Raw genomic sequence first — 19,870 nt, forward strand, 5'->3', positions numbered from 1 at the left:
CTAGCCTTTGCGTCATTTCGCACATATGCGCAGTCCTGGGCATTTGATCATGAGTAAAGGGGAATCCGATGAAAGCGTTATTGTTCGCGGTTTCAGTGGCAACCGTGGCCCTGGCAGTTACGCCGGCCGCCGCGCAGGGCGCCCGCGCGTCCAAGGGCCAGAAGATGCAGGAAGCTGCCGCGGCCGACGTGCCGCGGTGCACGCGCAAGCTGGGCACCGTCGCGATCATGGACGGCGACGATCCCAGCTATTGGACCCAGAACCAGCTGGCGCCGCCGCAGAAGCTGCTGCGCGTGCTCGTCCAGCGTTCGGGCTGCTTCAACATCGTCGATCGCGGCACCGGGCTCAATGCCGCGACGCGTGAGCGCAACATCGGCGCCGGCCTCGGCATGCAGCGCGGCTCGAACGTCGGCCAGGGCCAGATCAAGGCGGCGGACTATGTGCTGGTCGCCGAGATCCAGAGCGCGAACAGCAACGTCAGCGGCGGTGGTGCCGCCGCGGGAATCGGCGGGCTGGTCGGCGGTCGCGTCGGCGGCCTGCTCGGCGGCATCAAGAGCAAGAAGATGGAAGCCAATACCCAGCTTTCGCTGACCAACGTCCGAACGACCGAGACGATCGCCGTCGAAGAGGGCTATGCCGCCAAGAGCAATCTGTCGTTCGGCGGCGGCGGCTTCCTCGCGATCGGCGGCGCGGTCGGCGGCGGCTATGACAACACCGATATCGGCCGCATCGTCACATTGTCGTTCATCCAGGCGTATAGCCGGATGGTCACCGGGCTCGGCCTGGTGCGCGACGGCGACCAAGGTACGGCCGGCGCGACGCCGACCAAGACCTTCACTGCACAGGCTCCCGTCGCGTTGCGGGCATCCGCCTCGGCCTCGGCCAGGGTCCTCCGGACGCTGCCTGCGGGCGCGATCGTCTATCCCACCGGCACCAAGAATGGCCTGTGGTGGGAAGTCGCCGACGAGAACGACAATGTCGGCTGGGTGCTCAATACCAAGCTGGCGCCGTCCAACTGACGCACGTGAAATTCCTCCTCGCGCATGCGGGGAGGAATTTCAGCGGGACGCTCTAGAACTTCGCTTCTTCGTAGACACGAGTGATGTCGCCGCCCCAATCGCCGTTGAAGCGATCGAGCAGCACCTGGGCGGGCACCTTGCCGGTGCGGACGATCTCGCGCAGCGGATCGAGGAAGCCGCTCTCGTTATCGCCCGAGGCATTGATCCGGGCGCGGGCATTGAGCCCCGCCGCAGCGATGTCGAGCACTTCGCCGGCGATGTCGCGCAGCGTGCCACCGCCGGGGATCGGGGCATCGAGCGCGCGCTTCGGGACGGCGCTGCGCAGCGCCTCGCGCTCCTCCATCGACCAGTCCTTGACCAGCTCCCACGCCGCATCGAGCGCGGCATCGTCATAGAGCAATCCGACCCAGAAAGCCGGCAGCGCGCAGATCCGCCCCCAGCGCCCGCCATCCGCGCCGCGCATCTCGAGGAACTGCTTCATCCGCACTTCGGGGAAAGCGGTCGACAAATGGTCCGCCCAATCGTCGATCGTCGGCTTGTGGCCGGGATAAGCAGGCAATTCGCCCTTCAGGAAATCGCGGAAGCTCTGCCCGGCGGCGTCGATATATTTGCCGTCGCGGTAGACGAAGTACATCGGCACATCGAGCGCATAATCGGTGTAGCGCTCGTATCCGAAGCCGTCTTCGAACACGAAGGGCAGCATGCCGGTGCGTGCCGGATCGGTGTCCGACCAGATATGGCTGCGGAAGCTCAGGAAGCCGTTGGGCTTGCCTTCGGTGAAGGGCGAGTTCGCGAAGAGCGCAGTCGCCAGCGGCTGGAGCGCGAGCCCGACGCGGAACTTCTTCGCCATGTCGGCTTCGGAGGCATAGTCCAGATTGACCTGGATCGTGCAGGTCCGCAGCATCATGTCGAGCCCGAGATTGCCGACCCGCGGCATGTGGCGCAGCATGATCTCATACCGCCCCTTGGGCATGATCGGCAGCTCGGCGCGCGTCTTGTCGTGCCACATGCCGAGGCCGAGAAAGCCGATGCCGAGCCGGTCGCCGACTTCCTTGACCTGCTGAAGGTGACGCCCGGTTTCGGCGCAGGTCTCGTGCAGATTCTCGAGCGGGGCGCCCGAAAGCTCGAACTGGCCGGCCGGCTCGAGGCTGATCGCGCCATCGGGGCCCGAGAGCGCGATGATGTTCTCGCCCTCATAGACCGGTTTCCAGCCATAATGGGTGAGGCCGATCAGCAGCGCGTGGATGCCGCCGGGCTCCTCATAGCTGGGCGCGCGATGATCGGGCGTCTTCCAATAGACGAACTTCTCGTGTTCGGTGCCGATCCGCCAGCGGTCCTTCGGCTTCTCGCCGCGGGCGAAATATTCCACCAGCTGAGCACGGTCCTCGATGACCGCTGCGTTGCTGTTCGAAACGGTCTTCGTGCTCATCCGCGGGCCTTTAGCTGCGCGTGAGGGCACGCGCCAGTGGCAATTTCGTACCGTTCGGTCACCAATCCCCGACCGTTCCCATCCAAAGACTTACGGCCGCTGCCGCCGCGGTTTCGGCGCGCAGAATACGCGGTCCCAGCGCGATTCCCACTGCTTTCGGATGCGCACGGATCGCCTCGCGCTCCTCGGGGTCGAAGCCGCCTTCGGGACCGACGAGGATCGCGGCGGGGCCGGGATGGGCGCGCATCGCTTCCAGCGCCGGCAGGCCGCCGGTCTCGTCGGCGAAGAACAGGGTGCGCTCGCTCGGCCAGTCGCGCAGCATCGCGGTCAGCTTGACCGGCTCGACCAGCTCGGGGAGCGCGGTGCGGCCGCATTGCTCGGCGGCCTCGATCATATGGCTGCGCAGCCGGTCCAAATTGAGCTTGTCGACGACTGCGCGACGAGTGAGCACCGGCGCCAACCGCGCGACCCCGAGCTCGCACGCCTTTTCCGCGACCCAGTCGATCCGGCCTTTCTTGATCGGTGCGGCGCAGAGCCACAGGTCGGGCACCGGCTCGCGCTCGCGCAGCCGCTCGGTCACGTCGAGCACGAGATCGCGCTTGCCCATAGCTTGCGTGATGCCGAGCCATTCGCCGGTTTTGTCGTCGAACAGCTTGACCGGATCGCCGGCCTTCATCCGCATCACCTGGATCAGGTAATGCGCCGGCGGGCCCTCGATGCGCAGCGGGCCAGGGGCGAGCTCGGTCTCGACGAACAGGCGCGGCGTGGATTGCGGGGGCCAGGCGGGGGTTGCGGGCATTCGCATTCCCTAGCCGCCCGTCCCCCTCCGTCACCCCGGCGACATGCAGATCAGCTGACGGCGCTTCGACAGGCTCAGCGCGAACGGGGAGGGCATGGCCCGCCATCCGTTCGCCCTGAGCTTGTCGAAGGGCGTGTGGAAAGAAAGGCGATCGGCGGCCTATTGCGGAGCCTCCGGAATATCCGCCCGCGCGCCCTTGTCGTCGCCGCGCAGGCCGCGGCCGCCGAAGCCTCGCGACAATTTCGGCAGTTCGGCCTTGTCGATCTTCCCGTCATGGTTGGTATCGAGCATCGCGAAGCGCTGAGAGGCGGCCTTGGCGAACTCGGCCGGATCGACGCCGCGATTGAGGTTGCGATCGGCGACGGTCACCGGCTCGGGATAAGCGAGATAGCCGAAGCGCGCCGCGCCCTGCTTCATACCGATGCTCGGGTCGCGACCGGGACGCGGCCCGTCCTCGCCATCGCCGCCGCCCGGACCGCCCCTCCGGGGCCACCGCCGCCATGGCCGCCATGCCGTCCACCGCCATGGCCCCGACCGCCCGGCCTGCGCCCGCCACCACCACCGCCAAATCCGCTGGTGCGGATCTCGGGGGCGAGCACGGTCTCGTAGCGCTCCACATCGTCGGGATCGATCTCGCCGTCCTTGCGCACATCGAGCAGCGCGAAGAAGCGCGCGGCGTCGGCGATCATTTCGTCCTCGCTGAGTGCACCGTCATGATCTCGCATCGGCGCCGTCGAACCAGGCGTCCTGCGGCGCGGGGCCGCCGGGCGTGCCGCGAAAGGGTTCGCCCATCGGACTGATGAACAATGGGCCGCGATGCGGACCGCCCGGTGGAGGACCGTCCGGACGCCATTGGCCGGACGGCGGGCCTTCGGGCGGCGCGTCCTGCGCCCATGCGCTGCCGGTGACCGCGAGCACGATCAGACTTCCCAACACCAGTGCACGCATATCCCGCCTCCCGCGATCGAGCTTTCGGGGATCCCTGCGCGCGCTTTGTCGCCGGAATATGCCGGATTGTTGCAATCGCCCGCTTGATCTTTGCCCGGCCAGCGCGAAGACGGGGCCATGGCCGCCGCACCCGAGATCGTCCCCGACACCGAGCATCGCGGGCTGGTCGGGATGCTTCCCGCCGCCGTGCGCCCTATGCGCTGCTCGCGCGGTTCGATCGGCCGATCGGCTGGTGGCTGCTGTTCTGGCCCGGCGCCTGGGCCGTCGCGCTATCGGGAAATGCACTCGTCCGCTGGGACCTGATCCTGTGGTTCCTGCTCGGCAGCATCGCGATGCGCGGCGCGGGTTGCGTGTACAACGATATCGTCGACCGCGACCTCGACCGGCAGGTCGCGCGCACTGCCAGCCGCCCGCTCGCCAGCGGGGCAGTGTCGCTCAAGGCGGCGTGGATCTGGCTGGTGTCGCTTTGCCTGATCGGACTGGTGGTGCTGATCCAGCTGACTCCGCTCGCGGCCGGCGTCGCGCTCGGCAGTCTTATCCTGGTCGCGGCCTATCCCTTCATGAAGCGAGTCACCTGGTGGCCCCAGGCCTGGCTCGGGCTGGTATTCTCCTGGGCCGCTCTGGTCGGCTGGGCCGAGGCACCCGATTGGGGCTGGCTGCCCGGGCTGCTGCTCTATGCCGGCTGCATCTTCTGGGTGATCGGCTACGACACGATCTATGCGCTGCAGGATGTCGAGGACGACGCTTTGGTCGGCGTGCGTTCCTCCGCACGGCGGCTCGGCAGCCATGTTCGGGGCGGTGTTGCGGGCTTCTATGCCGTCGCGCTGGCATTGTGGGGCACCGCTTTCTGGCAGCTTCGTCCCGATCCTGTCGCGCTCGCGGCGCTGCTGCCGATGGCCTTGCATCTCGGCTGGCAGGTGGTGACCCTCGTGCCCGCCGATGGCGCCAATGCGCTCCATCGCTTCCGCTCGAACCGCAACGCGGGGCTGCTGATGTTCGCTGCCTGCTTCGTGGTCGGCCAGACTCTTTGACCTGTCTCTTTGACGTCAGCGGGTCGGCTCCCTAAGTCGCTGCGATGCTGACCGAGTCCCAAGCCTGCGAACGCGTCCACGACATCGTCGACAGGGCGCGTGCCGCGGGTGTCGACGCTTCCGACGCAGTGTTCGCCGCGGATCGTTCGCTGTCGGTTTCGGTGCGGATGGGCGCGCTCGAGGATGTCGAGCGTTCCGAAAGCGAGGAGCTGGGGCTGCGCGTGTTCGTCGGGCGGCGCTCGGCGAGCGTCTCGACTTCGGACCTGAGCAACGAGTCGCTCGATGCGCTGGTCGAGCGTGCGATCGCGATGGCGCGAGAAGCGCCGGAAGACAAATGGGCCGGGCTCGCGCCGCAGGAGCGGCTGATGCACGGCAGCCCGCCTCTGCTCGACCTCGACGACGGGGCCAACGACGCTCCCGAAACGCTGAGAGCACGCGCGCTCGCCGCCGAGGATGCCGCGCGTGCGGTTCCGGGCGTGACCAACAGCGAGGGCGGGAGCGCGAGCGCGAGCCGCTCGGTGATGGCGATCGCCACCAGCCACGGCTTCACCGGCGCCTATGCCCAGACCGGCCACGGCATATCGGCGAGCGTGCTCGCGGGCAGCGGTGGCGCGATGGAGCGCGACCATGCCCATCACAGCGCGCGCCACGCGTCGATGCTCGAGGCCCCCGAGGCGATCGGGCGGCTGGCGGGCGAGCGCGCGGTGGCCCGGCTCGATCCCGCCAAGGTGCCGAGCGGGGCGATGCCGGTGGTATTCGATCGCCGCGTCTCGGCGGGGCTCATCGGCCATCTGCTCGGCGCGATCGGCGGTTCGTCGATCACGCGCAAGACGAGCTTCCTGCTCGATTGCCTCGGCCAGCAGATATTCGCGAAGGGCGTGACGATCTGCGACGATCCGCACCGCCCGCGCGGGCTGCGCTCGCGGCCCTTCGACGGCGAGGGGCTGCCGGTGCTGCCGATCAAGCTGGTCGATCAGGGCATGCTGGAGACCTGGCTGCTCGACAGCGCCTCGGCGCGTCAGCTCGGGCTCGAGCCGACCGGCCATGCCTCGCGCGGCATCGGCGGCGCACCGGGGGTGGCGCCGAGTAATCTCTACATGCAGTCCGGCAGCATCCCGCCCGAGACCCTGGTCGGCGAAATCGATCGCGGCATCCTCGTCACCGAGCTGATCGGGCAGGGCGTCAACGGCGTCACCGGCGATTACAGCCGCGGCGCGGCGGGCTTCCTGATCGAGAAGGGTGAGATCACGCGGGCGGTGTCCGAGATCACCATCGCGGGCAATCTGAAGGACATGTTCCTCGCGCTCACGCCCGCCAACGACCTGGAATTCCGCTATGGCATCAACGCGCCGACCTTGCGCATCGACGGGATGACGATCGCCGGTGAATGAGTCCGATCTCGCCGCCGAAGTCGCGAACATCGCCGCCGATGCGGGGCGGTTCGCGATCCGGCTGTGGAACACCGATTTCCGCCGCTGGGAGAAGTCGCCGGGCAATCCGGTGTGCGCCGTCGATCTCGAAGTCGACGGGATGCTGCGCTACCGGCTCGGCGAATTGCTTCCCGATGCCGGCTGGCTCTCCGAAGAGACGATCGACAGCGCCGCGCGGCTGGATGCCGAGCGTATCTGGGTGGTCGATCCGATCGACGGGACGCGCGACTATCTGCGCGGGCGGCCGGGCTGGGCGGTCTCGGTGGCGCTGGTCGAGCGCGGCAAGCCGGTGATCGGCGTGCTCGACGCACCGGCACGGCAGGAAGTGTGGACCGCCGAGGCCGGGAAGGGCGCCTTCCGCAACGGCGAGCGGCTGCGGGTAGCCGAGCGTGATCAGCTTGTCGGCGCGCGGGTGCCTGCGGACCAGCTCTCCAAGGTCGACCATGACTTGGTGATGGTCGCCAAGCCCAATTCGATCGCATTGCGTATCGCTATGGTCGCGGCGGGCGAAGCCGATCTGCTCGCGACGATCCGCTGGGGTAATGAATGGGACATCGCCGCGGCGGTGTTGCTCGCCAGCGAGGCGGGGGCGGCGGTGAGCGACGCGTTCGGCCGCCCGCTCGATTTCAATACGCCTGATGCGCAGGCGTTCGGCGTGCTGGCCACGGCACCGGGCATCCACGCCGCGGCGGTCGAGCGGCTTGCCGACCGCGCGAATGAAGCGATCGGCAAGCCCTGAGGCGCGTCAGGGGCGCGTGGCTACCGCGATGAGCGCGGTCGACGGCACTGGCAGCACCTCCCGCCCGTCCGCGCGCCGATAGACTTCGTCGATCACTGCTTTCTGGTCGTCCGCACCGAGTGCGGCCCAATCCTCGCTCAGCCCGAACTGCGTTTCGGGAACTAGATCGGTCATCCGGAGCAGATAATCGTGCGTCATCGTTTCGATGATCGGCGCGACATAGCCCGCGGCGACCATCTCCGCGGCGAGCGTCTCGGGCTTGCCGAGCCAGGTCAGTCCTTCGGGCAGGCCGGTCCGCCAATCGCGTTCCGGGAATAATGCGCGGACGACCTGCGACAGCAGCAGATGCGTCGCCGCGCCTTCGCTGATCCAGGTGGCGACCACGCCATGCCCGCCCGGCCGGGTGACGCGCGCCATCTCGGCCAGCCCCTTGCGCCAATCGGGGAACATCATCACGCCGAACACGGAGAAAACCGCGTCGAACGAAGCATCGGGCAGGTCGAGCGCCTGGCCGTCCATCGTCCGGCCTTCGAGATTGGGCAGTTCGTGCGCAGTCACGCGCGCCACCATGCCGGGCGAGAAGTCGGTCGCGAGCACCTGCGCACCCTGCCACGCCGCCGCCAATGCGAGTGCTCCGGTGCCGGTCGCGACGTCGAGAAGGCGGGTCTGCCGCGTCACTTCGATCCGCGCGAGCGCCGCCTCCGCGAAGGGCGCAGTGAACGGGTGCGCGGTCTCCTCATAGTGCCTGGCCAGGTCGTTCCAGCGATCGGGGTCGTTCATTCGGCGCATTTCCACACTCCCGCGAATCATGTAACATCAAATGTATCATGATGAGCACTGCTTGCCAAATGCGGTGCGGGCTCCAAGGATCGGACGATGCGACGCGACAGCCGGCTTTCCCGAATGCTCCACGTGCTGCTCCACATGGCGCGGCATGACGGGCCGATGACCTCGGACGCGATCGCGACGATGCTGCGGACCAATCCGGTGGTCGTCCGCCGCACGATGGCGGGGCTGCGCGAGGCGGGCTATGTCCGCTCGGAAAAGGGGCATGGCGGCGGCTGGGTGCTCGCCTGCGATCTCGATGCGATCTCGCTGCTCGACGTCCATCGCGCAGTCGGCGGGCCGCAGATCTTCGCGATCGGCAACGAGGCCGGGCCGACGCATTGCCTGGTCGAGAAGCTGGTCAACGAATCGCTGGCGGATGCGCTGAGCGAGGCGGAGAAGTTGCTGATCGCGCGGTTCGGTTCGGTGAGCCTCGGCCAGCTCGCGCGCGACTTCGACGCGCGCTACGCCGGGCCGCTGCCCTCGTCGCCCTGATATTTGATCTGGAGATAGCGGCCGCGCGTCGCGAGCAAATCCAAGTCGCCTTGTGCGAGCTGGGCGGACATTTCGGCGATCTCGTCGTCGATCACCTGCAGGCCCTGGGCGAGCTGCTGATCGGGCGTGAGCCCGTTGCGCTCGACCCGGCGCAGCGGCTCGGGCACTCGCGCATAGCCCTTGATCAGCTCGGGGAGCTGCTCGCCGACCAGCTTGCGTACTTCGCCGGCCGCCGGGGATTGCTCGTCGAGCAGGGCCAGCTGCGGGGCGAGAAACTCCAGCTTCACGCCGATCGAATCGACCAGCCCCTGCACCGGCGCGGGCAATGCGGGGCGCTGCGCATCTAGCCAATGCTCGGTGGTGCGCGGCAATGCCTTGAGCGGCACCTGCGTCAATTGCTCGATCTCGGGAGTGCCGCCCCCGCGGGCAGCGCCGCGAAGACGATGGTCGCGACGATCAGCAGCAATGCGACGAGCATCGCGCCCATGATCCCCAGAGGCGCGACGGCGAGCGCAAACACGATCGCGCCGGCAAGGATCGCGCCGTCGGCGATCGCGATCCGGCCGACCCGCCGGACCACCTCCGCCTCGCGCCGGCGGCGCAGCCTCTGGTCGGCCGCGCTCGCCGGCGCGCGGGCCCGGGAGCGCTCGATCAGCTCGTCGGCACGCGCGCGGAGGCGATCGACATCGGTCACGGGCTTACATCGCCTCCAGCTTGAACGTGTCGGCGGGTGCGCCGCCCTGGTTCTGCGCGGCGCCCTCGGCCCGGGCGATATAGCCCTTCGACTTCTCGACTTCGTTCGAGAGCGTGTTGACCGTGGTCTTCATGCTGTCGAGCGCCTTCAATTTGAAGGTGTCGATCGCGTCCATCGTGTCGTAGATGTTCTGGAAGGCGCGCTGGAGCGTCTCGACGGGGATCGTCGAATTGGCCGCCTGCTCATGGATCGCGGCGGTGTTGCTCTTGAGCAATTGTCCGGTCGAATCGATCAGCCCCGCGGTCGTCGTGTTGATCGCCGTGATCTGGTCGAGCACGAGCTTCTGGTTGGTCAGCGCCTGCGCGACGGTGACTGCGGTGCGCAGCGCGGAAACCGTCGTGGTGGAGGCGCGGTCGACGCCCTTCACCAGCTCGACATTGTTCTTCTTGACCAGATCGAGCGCAAGATAGCCCTGCACCGTCACTGCCATCTGGGTGAGCAGGTCCTGGGTGCGCTGGCGGACATAGAAGAGCGCGGTCTCGCGCAGCGCCTTCGCCTTGGCGGGATCGGTGTGGTCGAGTTCGTTGGCCTTGTCCTCGATCTTGGCGTCCATCGCCTTGGACAGATAGATCATCTGCTCGAGGCGACCCATGGCGTTCCAGAGGTTCGCGCGCTCGGTGTCGATCGCGGCATTGTCCATCAGCAGCTCGTCCTTGCCGCTGGACAGGCTCTTCAGGATGCCCTGGATGTGGCTCTGCGACGACTGGTATTTGCGGAAATACTGCTTGAGCGGCGAGCCGCCGAACAGTTTCGACAGGAACCCGTCATTGCCGCCGATCAATTTGCCGTTGCGGCCCGGATCGAGCTCTTCGACGGTTTTCCGGAGCTGGAGCAGATCGGCACCGACGCCGGTATCGGTGCTCATCGCGCGCACCGGGCGATCGAGGAAGCGATTGGACTGGCCCGCCGCGTCGCGGATTTCCTTCTGCCCCATCGCGGCGATCGCATCGACGCGCTTGCCGAATTCGGGCGAGTTTACGTCCTGCGCGACCAGATCGTCGATGAAGCCTTCGACGCGCTTTTCGAGCTCGTTCTTCTTGGTGTCTTCCACCGGAACCAGCCCCGCGGCCTTTTCGGGCGCAACCACTTTCACCGGGTCGGGCGCAGTGAGCACCAGATCCTGTTCGGCCACTGCAGTCTCGGTCGCCATTCCAAACCCTCCAAAGCTGTCGCGGACACCCATAAGGGGTTCGCGGCAGCTATCCAAGTGTGTCAGTTAAATAGTACACCCCGAGCCATTCGCCAAGATCAGCGCGCCGCCTTGAGCGCGTGGCCCCACCACAGGAGTTCGTCGAACAAATGGCCGGTCCAGCGCAGGTCCTTGTCGTCACCCGTGAATACCCCGGCCTTCACCTTGCCCCACACGCCCATGATGTGGACCGATGCCTCGAGCGGCGCCATCTGCAGCTCGCGGGTCACGCAGGTCAGCAATTCGATCGATCGTGCCCCGCCATTGCCGCCATAGCCCACGAAGGTGACCGGCTTGCGGTTCCATTCGGCATAGACGAAGTCGAGTGCGTTCTTGAGCACGGCGGGCGGCCCGTGATTATATTCGGGGCAGATCAGGATATAGCCGTCGGCGCTCGCGATCTTTTCCGCCCAGCGGATCTGGAGCGGATCGGTGTACTTGCCCTGCGCGGGCGCGTGCGGGAAGGGATAGAAGGGCAGATCCCAGTCCTTGAGGTCGATCAGCTCGCAGGCGAGGCCTTCGCGCACCACGGCCTGCTCCAGCACCCAGTTGGCGACAGGCTCGGCCATGCGCCCTTCTCGGACACTGCCCATGATGACGAGAATGCGGAGCGGTTCGGCCATGTGTTTATCCGTAGCGGCGCGAAGACTTCCCGCAACGCACAAATTGCGCTAAGGGCGCCCCGCGAAACCGCCTTTTGCGGCCAATCAGGATATACGCATGAACCTCCGCAACGTGGCGATCATCGCCCACGTCGATCACGGCAAGACCACGCTCGTCGACCAGCTCTTCCGCCAGTCCGGCACGTTCCGCGACAACCAGCGCATCGAAGAGCGCGCGATGGACTCGAACGACCTCGAGAAGGAGCGCGGGATCACGATTCTCGCCAAGTGCACCTCGGTCGATTGGGAAGGCACGCGGATCAACATCGTCGACACCCCCGGCCACGCCGATTTCGGCGGCGAGGTGGAGCGGATCCTGTCGATGGTCGACGGCGTCATCCTGCTGGTCGATTCGTCCGAAGGCGCGATGCCGCAGACCAAGTTCGTCACCGGCAAGGCGCTGGCGCTGGGCCTGCGGCCGATCGTCGTGGTCAACAAAATCGACCGTCCGGACGAGCGCATCCAGGAAGTGCTCGACGAAGTGTTCGACCTGTTCGTGAGCCTAGAGGCGACCGACGAGCAGCTCGACTTCCCGGTGCTCTACGCCTCGGGCCGCAACGGCTATGCCAATGAGTCGCCGGATCTGCGCGAAGGCACGCTGGCGCCCTTGTTCAACAAGATCATCGAGCATGTGCCGCCGCCCTCGGCCGATCCGGACGGTCCGTTCAAGTTCCTCGTGACCCTGCTCGACCGCGACAATTTCCTCGGGCGCATCCTCACCGGCCTGGTGTTCTCGGGTTCGGTCAAGACCAACCAGCCGATCCACAGCCTCGATAATGACGGCAAGGTCGTCGAGACCGGGCGCGCGACCAAGATCATGACCTTCCACGGTCTCGAGCGCGTGCCGACCGACGAAGCGCAGGCGGGCGACATCATCTCGATCGCGGGGCTGACGCACACCACCGTCTCGAACACGATCTGCGACCCCTCGGTCTCCGAGCCGCTCCACGCCCAGCCGATCGATCCGCCGACGCTGAGCATGCGTTTCGCGGTCAACGATTCGCCGATGGCGGGCCGCGAGGGCACCAAGGTGACCAGCCGCATGATCCGCGATCGCCTGTTCCGCGAAGCCGAGAGCAACGTCGCGATCAAGGTCACCGAGGCCGACGACCGCGACTCGTACGAAGTCGCCGGCCGCGGCGAGCTCCAGCTCGGCGTACTGATCGAGACGATGCGCCGCGAGGGCTTCGAGCTCGGCATCAGCCGTCCGCGCGTGCTGTTCGGCACCGACGAGGACGGCAAGAAGACCGAGCCGTACGAGACCGTCATCATCGACGTGGACGAGGAATATTCGGGCACGGTCGTCGAGAAGATGAACATCCGCAAGGCCGAGATGACCGACATGCGTCCCTCGGGCGGCGGCAAGACCCGCATCACTTTCTCGGCGCCTTCGCGCGGGATGATCGGCTATCACGGCGAGTTCCTGTCGGACACGCGCGGCACCGGCATCATGAACCGGCTGTTCGAGAAATACGGCCCGCACAAGGGCAATATCGAGGGCCGCAAGAACGGCGTGCTGATCTCGAACGGCTCGGGCGAGGCCAACAGCTACGCGCTCGGCCCGCTCGAGGAGCGCGGCATCCTGTTCGTCGGACATGGCGAGGCGCTCTACGAGGGCATGGTGGTCGGCGAGAACGCCAAGCCGGATGACCTCGAGGTCAATCCAATGAAGGCGAAGCAGCTCACCAACTTCCGCGCATCGGGCGGCAAGGACGACGCGATCCGCCTGACCCCGCCGAAGAAGATGACGCTCGAGCAGGCGATCGCCTATATCGACGACGACGAGATGGTCGAAGTCACGCCCAAGTCGATCCGGCTGCGCAAGCGCTATTTGGATCCGCACGATCGCAAGCGGGCTTCGCGCGCCAAGCAGGCGGCCTGAGTTCGAAGGGCGTCCGGAGCGATCCGGGCGCCCTTTTCGCGAGGGCTACAGCCCGATGATCGCGATCTGCCGGCCGTAATCGGGCTCGCCGCGGTGCGTGGCGCGGCGGAAGCTGTAGAAACGGTCCGCGTCCGAATACGTGTCGAGCCCGAGCGTCTCGACGGTGCGGATTCCGCGGCGGCGAGGCGGTGCGCGACATAGGCTTCGAGATCGAACTGGTGGTGCCCGGGCCTTCCGTCGGCGAAGAAGCGTTCGTTGGCGGGGTCGGCCTCGGCGAAGCGGCGGAAGAAGCCGTCATCGACTTCGTAGCTGGCGCGGGCGATGCACGGGCCGACCGCGGCGGTGATGCGCTCGCGCTTTGCCCCCAAAGTCTCCATCAGGGCGATCGTCGAATCGGTGACGCCGCCGATCGCGCCCTTCCATCCGGCATGCGCCGCGCCGACGACGCCGGCCTCGCGATCGGCGAGGAGCACGGGTGCGCAGTCCGCGGTCAGGATGCCCAATGCGAGCCCGGGGCGATCGGTGACGAGCGCGTCGGCGCGCGGGCGCAGGCGATCGTCGAACGGCTCGATCACCGCGACGGCGTCGGGTGAGTGGACCTGATAGACCGTGACCAGCCGACTGCCCGGAAGCACGGCCTCGGCGGCGCGGCGGCGATTTTCGGCGATCGCCTGCGGATCGTCGGCCGAACCGGTGCCGACATTGAGTCCGGCCACGACGCCGGTCGAGACGCCGCCGCTGCGGCCGAGAAAGCCGTGCGAAACGCCGTCGAGCGCGCGAGCGCGAATGACTTCGACCTGGTTCATAGATCCGGGTTCACAGATCGAGGCTCCAGATGCGATCGTCGTCGACATGATCGCCGACGCGGAATTCGTATTTGCCGATCTCGCGGAAACCGTAGCGCGCGTAGAAACGCTGGGCGCGGTGATTGTCGACATAGACGCTGAGCACCATGCGGGCGAAGCCGCGCGCGCGGGCAGTGGCGATCGTCCAGTCCATCAGCTCGGGCGCCAGGCCTTCGCCTTGCCAGCGGCCGAGGACATAGAGCTGGTGCAGCTCGATCGTGTCGCTGGTCCAGTCGCCGGGGAAATCGACCGGGCCGATCTTGGCGAAGCCCGCCACGGCATCGCCGTCGAGCGCGACGCGGACGCTGAAGCGCGGATCGTCGAGCTGCGAGGGCAGGCCGTCGGCGCCGAAGGCCCGATCGAGGAACAAAGCGAGATCCTCGGCGCGGTAGAGACTGCCGAACGTATCGGTGAAGCAGCGCTGCGCCATTGCGGAGAGCGCGGGGCCGTCGGCGGGCAGGGCGTCGCGGTAATGGATCATTCGAACCCCTCGGGAATGGGCCAGCCCGGAGCGGTGAGGGCAACGACCTTGAACAATTCGCCCATCGCCTCGTCGCCGATCAGCCGGTCGCGGTCGATCGCCAGCGATTCGGCGCGGTCGGGGGATGCCCCGGCGAGCGCCTCGGTGCGCGCCTCGATGCCGAGCGCCTTGAGGAACGCGCCTTGCGTCACCGGGCCGTGGACGACCAGCCCCTCGGCCTCGGCGGCTTCCTTGAGCGTCGCGAAATCGACATGGGCGGTGAGGTCGGCCTCGCCGGGCTCCTCGAACGGATTGGCATAAGCGTGCCCGCGCACCGCCTGGAGCGTGTCGCCGATCGCCGGGCCCTCATAGCCATAGTCGATGATCAGCGCGGCGCCGCCCTGCGCGGTCAGCCGGGCGGCGAGTCCGCGCAGCACCGCGACGCCGGCAGGCGAGGTCTCGAGGATCGATCCCGGTGCGGCCCCGCGCAGGTCGGGCGGGATGATCATGTCGAAGCTGCGGTCGCCGGCGACCGGCAGGAACAAGGTGTCCTGGCACGCGACCAGCCGCTCGTGCCAGCCGTCCTCGGTGGCGACGAGTTGGCGGATCGGCAACGCGTCGAAGAATTCGTTGGCGACGATGAGCAGCGGCCCGTCTTCCGAGATTCCGGTGAAGCCGAGATGCCATTCGGCGCCCGGCACCCGCTCGGCCTGCGCGGCGCGCAAGGTCGGGCTGGTCTCGATGAAGTCGACCGGCGGTTCGAGTCCCGCCTTGGCCATTGCGCGCAGCGCATCGGCGGCGAGCGTGCCGCGGCCGGGGCCCAATTCGACATAACGCGCCACCGGCCGTCCGGCGCGGTCCCACAGGTCGGCGAGCCACAGCCCGATCAGCTCGCCGAACATCTGGCTGATCTCGGGCGCGGTGGTGAAATCGCCGCGCGCGCCCAGCGGATCGCGCGTCGCATAATAATGGGCGTTCGCCGCGCCCATGAATTGCGACAGCGGGATGGGGCCCGCCATCGTGATCGCGCGGGCGAGGCGTTCGGGGAGGAGCGGTTCGGAGTTCGTCATATCCATTCGGGACGACAGGATTACGCCACGCTCTCCGACCCCGCGATCGGCTCGACACGCTTGCGGCGGCGATTGGCGGTGGCGATCAGATAGATGCCGCCGACGATCATCGGGATGCACAGCCACTGGCCCATGTGCAGGCCGGTCGCGTCGACCAGCCAGACGAGCTGGGCATCGGGCTCGCGGAAGAACTCGACGAAGAAGCGGCACAGGCCGTAGCCGAGCACGAAGATGCCGACGAGCTTGCCGGGCTGGTAGCGCGAGTCGGTGCGCCAGAAGAAGAACCACAGGATGACGAAGAGCAGGATGCCCTCCAGTCCCGCCTCGTAGAGCTGGCTCGGGTGCCGTGCGGGCTCGGGCAGGCCGGTCTGCACGGTGTTGCGGAAGACGATCGCCCAAGGAAGGTCGGTGGTTTTGCCCCAGAGTTCGCCGTTCACAAAATTGGCGAGGCGGCCGAAGAACAATCCGAACGGCGCGACGCAGGCGACATAATCGTGGATGCGCAGCCAATCGAGCCCCTGGCGCCGCGCGAGCAGGATGATCGCGACCGTCGTCCCGATCACGCCGCCGTGGAACGACATGCCGCCGTCCCACAGCCGGAAGATTTGCAGCGGCGATTGAACGATCATCTCGGGCGCGTAGAACAGCACGTAGCCGATCCGCCCGCCGAGGATGATGCCGAGCGTCGCATAGAAGACGAGATCGTCGGCATGGCGGCGGGCCATTGGCGCGCCGGGCTGGGCGAGCAATTTGAGCAGGTACCACCAGCCGACCAGGATGCCGGCGATGTACGCCAGCGAATACCATTTGATCTGGAAGAAGCCGAGATTGACTGCGACCGGGTCGAGCCCGAGGTCCTTGAAGTGGAGATGGTCGCCCGCGGCGGCGAGAAGGTGGAGCAGCACGGTCTTGTCGTTCCCCGGCAATCGATCTTGCCGCAGCGATAGAGCAGCCGGGCGGCAAACCCAACGCCTTTCACGCGGCTGGCGTCGAGCGAAGCTGCGCGATACAGCGGGGCGATGGCGGTGGACACCAGCACGCGCAGCAAGCTCGACCGGCGGACGCTGCTGATCGGCGGCGGCGTCGGAATCGGGCTGGTCGTCGCCTGGGCGGCGTGGCCGCGCACCTATCTCCCCAATCTTACTCCCGCGCCGGGCGAGAGCCTGTTCGGCGCATGGCTCAAGATCGGCACCGACGGCCATGTCACGGTCGCCGTCCCGCAATGCGAGGAAGGGCAGGGGGTCTATACCGCCATGCCGCAGATCATCGCGGACGAGCTCGGCGCGGACTGGAAGATGGTGGGAGTCGAGCCCGCGCCGCTCAACCCGCTCTACGCCAATCCGCTTGCCGCGGAGGAATTGTTCGCGGCCGCGCTGGGGCCGCTTCCGGAGGCGCTGCGCCGCGCGCATGTCCGGCGGTCCGGACTGATGCTCACCGGCGCCTCGACTTCGATCCGCAATTTCGAGGGCGAGCTCCGGCACGCCGGCGCGGCGGCGCGGGTGCTGCTGGCCAAGGCGGCGGCGAAGCGCTGGGGCGTCGACTGGAAGGCCGTCGGCACCTTCAACGGTCTCGTCTATCAGGGCAATCGCAAGCTCGGCTTCGGCGTGCTCGCGGCCGAGGCGGCGGAGCAGAGCCTGCCGGACGACGTACCGCTCAGAACGGGGAAGGGCCTGGGCTCTTCGGCCAGCCGCTGCCGCGGCTCGATGCGCCGCCCAAGATCGACGGCAGCGCCAACTTCGCCGCCGATATCCGGCTGCCCGACATGGTCTATGCCTCGATCCGGCAGGGCCCCGCCGGCGAGACCGGGCTGGTCAAGGTCGATCGTGCCGCTGCCAACCGGATCCGCGGCATGCTCGCAGTGGTCACCACCGACGATTGGGTTGCTGCGGTCGCCGACAATTGGTGGGCGGCGGACCGCGCGATCGATGCGATGCGGCCGCGCTTCAAGACGCCCGAGCCAGTGGTCAACAGCGATTCGATCGAACAGGCGCTGAGCGCCGCGCTGGACGGCCAGGGCACGCGCATCGCCGAGGCGGGCGATCTCGCGGCGCAGTTCCGCGGGGCGCAGGTGGTCGCGGCCGAATATCGCGTCGGCCTCGCGCTCCACGCACCGTTGGAGCCGATGACCGCGACCGCGGTCCACCGTGACGGGCGGCTGACCCTGTGGCTGCCGACACAGGCGCCGGGACTTGCCCGCGCGGCGGCGGCGCGCGCGGCGGGGCTCGACGAGGGATCCGTGATCCTCCATCCGACGATGGCGGGCGGCTCGTTCGGCGCCAAGCTCGAAACCGACGTGGCGGCACAGGCGGCCTTGCTCGCGATGCGGATCGGTCGGCCCGTGCAGCTCACTTGGTCGCGCGGCGAGGATTTCCGGCGCGATCGCTTCCGTCCCGCCGCCGCCGGGCGGATGACCGCGCGGCTTAGTCAGCAGAAGCAGCTCACCGGCTGGCTCGCCAAGATCGCCGCGCCGGCCACGGGCCGCGAGCTTGCCGGGCGACTGCTGCGCGGCGCCGCGCTTCCCGGCATCGGGCTGACGCTCAGCGGCAGCGATCCCGGCGCGGTGGAGGGCGCGGTGCCGCCTTATGCGATTCCCCATCTCGCGGTGGACCATCATCCCGCCGAGATCGGCGTGCCGACCGGCTATTGGCGCTCGGGCGCCCATAGCTACACCTGCTTCTTCACCGAGAGCTTCCTCGACGAGCTCGCGCATATCGCCGAGCAGGACGCATTGTCGTTCCGCATGGCGATGCTTGGGGACAGCCGCGGCTGGCGCGCTGTCTCCAGACCGTGGCGCAACTCGGCGGCTGGCAGGGTGGGCAGCCGGGCAGCGGGCAGGGGATCGCGTGCCACAGCTTCCGCGGCTCGCACATCGCAGTGCTCGCCGAGGCGCAGCTGACCGGCGATCGCCGCGTCAAGGTCGAGCGACTGGTGGCGGCAGTCGATTGCGGGCGGATGGTCAATCCCGATCTCGTCATGCAGCAGATCGAGGGCGGGCTGCTGTTCGGGCTGGCCGGCGCCGTGGGCTGTTCGACCGGGTTCACCGAGAATGTCGCCGATGTCCGCGACATCACCGAGCTTCGCCTGCCGACGCTCGCCGACTGCCCCGACATCACCGTCGAATTGATCCGCAACGCCGACGAACCCGGGGGCGTGAGCGAGCTCGCGGTGCCGCCGGTCGCGCCGGCGATCGCCAATGCGCTGCAGGCGGCGACGGGCGTGCGCTTCCGGCGGCTGCCCTTGCTATCGGACATGGAATGATCCCGCCGCCCGATCATCCGAAGATCCCGCCGGCCAGGGTGGGCGTGCTGCTCGTCAATCTCGGCACGCCCGACGCGCCCGAGGCAGGCGCGGTGCGGCGCTATCTCGCCGAGTTCCTATCCGACCGCCGCGTGATCGAGATCCCCGGGCTGGTCTGGAAGCCGATCCTCCACGGGATCATACTGCGCACGCGCCCGGCCAGATCGGCGCATGCCTATCGGCAGGTGTGGCAGGAGGGCGGCTCGCCGCTCGCCGCGATCACCCGCGCGCAGGCCGAGGCGCTGCAGGGCGCGTTCGGGCCCGATGTGATCGTCGATCATGCGATGCGGTACGGACGCCCGGCGCTCGGCGAGCGGCTGCGCGCGCTCAAGGAAGCGGGCTGCGAGCGCATCCTGATCGCACCGCTCTATCCGCAATATTGCGCGGCGACGACCGCGACCGCCAACGACGCGGCCTTTGCCGAGCTGGCGAAGATGCGCTGGCAGCCGGCGCTCCGTACGCTGCCGCCTTATCATGACGACCCGGCGCATATCGCCGCGCTGAAGCAATCGGTCGAGGAATCGCTCGCCGCACTCGATTTCGAGCCGCAGTCGGTGCTCGCCAGTTTCCACGGCATGCCGGAACGGACCCTGCATCTTGGCGATCCCTATCATTGCCATTGTCAGAAGACCGCGCGGCTGCTGAGCGAGGCGCTGGGACGTGAGCTGACCGTCACTTTCCAGTCGCGCTTCGGTCGCGCCAAATGGCTCGAACCCGCCACCGATACGGTGCTGGCGGGGCTTCCGGGCAAGGGGATCACCCGGATCGCATTGGTCGCGCCCGGCTTCTCCGCCGATTGCGTCGAGACGCTCGAGGAGCTGGCGATCCGCGGCCGCGAGACCTTCATTGCGGCGGGCGGCACGCATTTCGCAGTGCTGCCCTGCCTCAATGCAAGCAATCCCGGGATCCTTATGCTCAAGAAGATATTGGAACGGGAACTTGCGGGCTGGGCAGACGCTCCCTAGCGTTACGTAACGACAACGGAGAGGATGGCGA

The 19,870-nt window shown here is 67.7% G+C and carries 22 protein-coding genes and 2 pseudogenes; 10 read left to right on the top strand and 14 right to left on the bottom strand.

Annotated elements, in window-relative coordinates:
- Window positions 1–95: 95 nt before the first annotated feature.
- The gene (locus PIB19_RS18820; protein WP_443018643.1) at window positions 96–1,019 is read left to right on the top strand and encodes a CsgG/HfaB family protein; all 924 of its coding nucleotides are present in this window, start codon (window positions 96–98) and stop codon (window positions 1,017–1,019) included.
- 52 nt (window positions 1,020–1,071) lie between these two features.
- On the opposite strand, the gene PIB19_RS18825 is transcribed toward PIB19_RS18820, so the two are convergent.
- The 5 genes from PIB19_RS18825 to PIB19_RS18845 all read right to left on the bottom strand — a co-directional run bounded on the left by PIB19_RS18825 (window position 1,072) and on the right by PIB19_RS18845 (window position 4,195).
- Window positions 1,072–2,448, bottom strand: coding sequence for a glutamate--cysteine ligase (locus PIB19_RS18825; protein WP_271238559.1), 1,377 nt, complete (start codon window positions 2,446–2,448; stop codon window positions 1,072–1,074).
- A 58-nt stretch (window positions 2,449–2,506) separates the two neighbouring features.
- The gene (locus PIB19_RS18830; RefSeq protein ID WP_271238560.1) at window positions 2,507–3,247 is read right to left on the bottom strand and encodes a 16S rRNA (uracil(1498)-N(3))-methyltransferase; all 741 of its coding nucleotides are present in this window, start codon (window positions 3,245–3,247) and stop codon (window positions 2,507–2,509) included.
- Between the two features lie 159 nt (window positions 3,248–3,406).
- Entirely contained in the window at window positions 3,407–3,664 is a 258-nt protein-coding gene (locus PIB19_RS18835; RefSeq protein ID WP_271238561.1) for an EF-hand domain-containing protein, read from the bottom strand.
- On the bottom strand, window positions 3,661–3,936 hold the full coding sequence (locus PIB19_RS18840) for a hypothetical protein (protein WP_271238562.1): 276 nt from the start codon (window positions 3,934–3,936) through the stop codon (window positions 3,661–3,663). The genes PIB19_RS18835 and PIB19_RS18840 overlap by 4 nt, the downstream gene beginning before the upstream one ends.
- Before the next feature lie 22 nt (window positions 3,937–3,958).
- Window positions 3,959–4,195, bottom strand: a complete 237-nt coding sequence (locus tag PIB19_RS18845) for a hypothetical protein (RefSeq protein WP_271238563.1) — start codon at window positions 4,193–4,195, stop codon at window positions 3,959–3,961.
- Between the two features lie 117 nt (window positions 4,196–4,312).
- Between PIB19_RS18845 and ubiA the strand changes: the two are divergent.
- The 3 genes and pseudogenes from ubiA to PIB19_RS18860 all read left to right on the top strand — a co-directional run bounded on the left by ubiA (window position 4,313) and on the right by PIB19_RS18860 (window position 7,395).
- A pseudogene (gene ubiA, locus PIB19_RS18850) lies at window positions 4,313–5,226 on the top strand (4-hydroxybenzoate octaprenyltransferase).
- Between the two features lie 44 nt (window positions 5,227–5,270).
- Window positions 5,271–6,617: a TldD/PmbA family protein gene (locus tag PIB19_RS18855; protein ID WP_271238564.1), complete on the top strand. Its 1,347-nt coding sequence runs from the start codon at window positions 5,271–5,273 to the stop codon at window positions 6,615–6,617.
- Entirely contained in the window at window positions 6,610–7,395 is a 786-nt protein-coding gene (locus PIB19_RS18860; RefSeq protein ID WP_271238565.1) for a 3'(2'),5'-bisphosphate nucleotidase CysQ, read from the top strand. Before PIB19_RS18855 ends, PIB19_RS18860 begins: the two co-directional genes overlap by 8 nt.
- Window positions 7,396–7,401: 6 nt before the next feature.
- Here PIB19_RS18860 and PIB19_RS18865 read toward each other — a convergent pair whose 3' ends face one another.
- Entirely contained in the window at window positions 7,402–8,184 is a 783-nt protein-coding gene (locus PIB19_RS18865) for a class I SAM-dependent methyltransferase (RefSeq protein WP_271238566.1), read from the bottom strand.
- Window positions 8,185–8,271: 87 nt separating this feature from the next.
- On the opposite strand from PIB19_RS18865, the gene PIB19_RS18870 reads away from it, so the two are divergent.
- Window positions 8,272–8,715, top strand: coding sequence for an Rrf2 family transcriptional regulator (locus PIB19_RS18870; RefSeq protein ID WP_271238567.1), 444 nt, complete (start codon window positions 8,272–8,274; stop codon window positions 8,713–8,715).
- Here the strand turns inward: PIB19_RS18870 and PIB19_RS23215 are convergent.
- From PIB19_RS23215 to PIB19_RS18885, 4 genes are all read right to left on the bottom strand, one after another.
- Window positions 8,685–9,110: a hypothetical protein gene (locus tag PIB19_RS23215; protein WP_336297188.1), complete on the bottom strand. Its 426-nt coding sequence runs from the start codon at window positions 9,108–9,110 to the stop codon at window positions 8,685–8,687. The two genes, PIB19_RS18870 and PIB19_RS23215, sit on opposite strands and share 31 nt — an antisense overlap.
- On the bottom strand, window positions 9,107–9,409 hold the full coding sequence (locus PIB19_RS23220) for a hypothetical protein (protein WP_336297189.1): 303 nt from the start codon (window positions 9,407–9,409) through the stop codon (window positions 9,107–9,109). The genes PIB19_RS23215 and PIB19_RS23220 overlap by 4 nt, the downstream gene beginning before the upstream one ends.
- A 4-nt stretch (window positions 9,410–9,413) precedes the next feature.
- Window positions 9,414–10,619, bottom strand: coding sequence for a toxic anion resistance protein (locus PIB19_RS18880; protein ID WP_271238568.1), 1,206 nt, complete (start codon window positions 10,617–10,619; stop codon window positions 9,414–9,416).
- A 98-nt stretch (window positions 10,620–10,717) separates the two neighbouring features.
- On the bottom strand, window positions 10,718–11,281 hold the full coding sequence (locus PIB19_RS18885; RefSeq protein WP_271238569.1) for an NADPH-dependent FMN reductase: 564 nt from the start codon (window positions 11,279–11,281) through the stop codon (window positions 10,718–10,720).
- Window positions 11,282–11,378: 97 nt separating this feature from the next.
- Between PIB19_RS18885 and typA the strand changes: the two genes are divergently transcribed.
- Entirely contained in the window at window positions 11,379–13,202 is a 1,824-nt protein-coding gene (gene typA / locus PIB19_RS18890; protein ID WP_271238570.1) for a translational GTPase TypA, read from the top strand.
- A gap of 45 nt (window positions 13,203–13,247) precedes the next feature.
- Here typA and pgeF read toward each other — a convergent pair.
- The 4 genes and pseudogenes from pgeF to lgt form a co-directional block, all read right to left on the bottom strand.
- A pseudogene (gene pgeF, locus PIB19_RS18895) lies at window positions 13,248–14,008 on the bottom strand (peptidoglycan editing factor PgeF).
- Between the two features lie 10 nt (window positions 14,009–14,018).
- On the bottom strand, window positions 14,019–14,528 hold the full coding sequence (locus PIB19_RS18900; protein WP_271238571.1) for a GNAT family N-acetyltransferase: 510 nt from the start codon (window positions 14,526–14,528) through the stop codon (window positions 14,019–14,021).
- Window positions 14,525–15,577 (bottom strand): class I SAM-dependent methyltransferase, encoded by a 1,053-nt coding sequence (locus PIB19_RS18905; protein ID WP_271238572.1) that lies wholly within the window; start codon window positions 15,575–15,577, stop codon window positions 14,525–14,527. Before PIB19_RS18905 ends, PIB19_RS18900 begins: the two co-directional genes overlap by 4 nt.
- A 20-nt stretch (window positions 15,578–15,597) precedes the next feature.
- Entirely contained in the window at window positions 15,598–16,482 is an 885-nt protein-coding gene (gene lgt / locus PIB19_RS18910) for a prolipoprotein diacylglyceryl transferase (protein ID WP_271238573.1), read from the bottom strand.
- A 120-nt stretch (window positions 16,483–16,602) separates the two neighbouring features.
- On the opposite strand from lgt, the gene PIB19_RS23770 reads away from it, so the two are divergent.
- From PIB19_RS23770 to hemH, 4 genes are read left to right on the top strand one after another with little or no spacing between them, the layout of a single operon-like run.
- Window positions 16,603–17,571: a molybdopterin cofactor-binding domain-containing protein gene (locus tag PIB19_RS23770; RefSeq protein WP_443018644.1), complete on the top strand. Its 969-nt coding sequence runs from the start codon at window positions 16,603–16,605 to the stop codon at window positions 17,569–17,571.
- Complete coding sequence (locus tag PIB19_RS23775) at window positions 17,508–18,473, top strand: molybdopterin cofactor-binding domain-containing protein (protein ID WP_443018754.1); 966 nt, start codon at window positions 17,508–17,510, stop codon at window positions 18,471–18,473. The genes PIB19_RS23770 and PIB19_RS23775 overlap by 64 nt, the downstream gene beginning before the upstream one ends.
- Entirely contained in the window at window positions 18,452–18,835 is a 384-nt protein-coding gene (locus PIB19_RS23780) for a molybdopterin cofactor-binding domain-containing protein (RefSeq protein WP_443018645.1), read from the top strand. The genes PIB19_RS23775 and PIB19_RS23780 overlap by 22 nt, the downstream gene beginning before the upstream one ends.
- Window positions 18,832–19,839: a ferrochelatase gene (gene hemH / locus PIB19_RS18920; protein WP_271238574.1), complete on the top strand. Its 1,008-nt coding sequence runs from the start codon at window positions 18,832–18,834 to the stop codon at window positions 19,837–19,839. Before PIB19_RS23780 ends, hemH begins: the two co-directional genes overlap by 4 nt.
- Window positions 19,840–19,870: the final 31 nt, after the last annotated feature.

Origin of the sequence: Sphingomonas sp. 7/4-4, from assembly GCF_027941955.1 — a bacterium.
Classification (GTDB): Bacteria; Pseudomonadota; Alphaproteobacteria; order Sphingomonadales; family Sphingomonadaceae; genus Sphingomonas.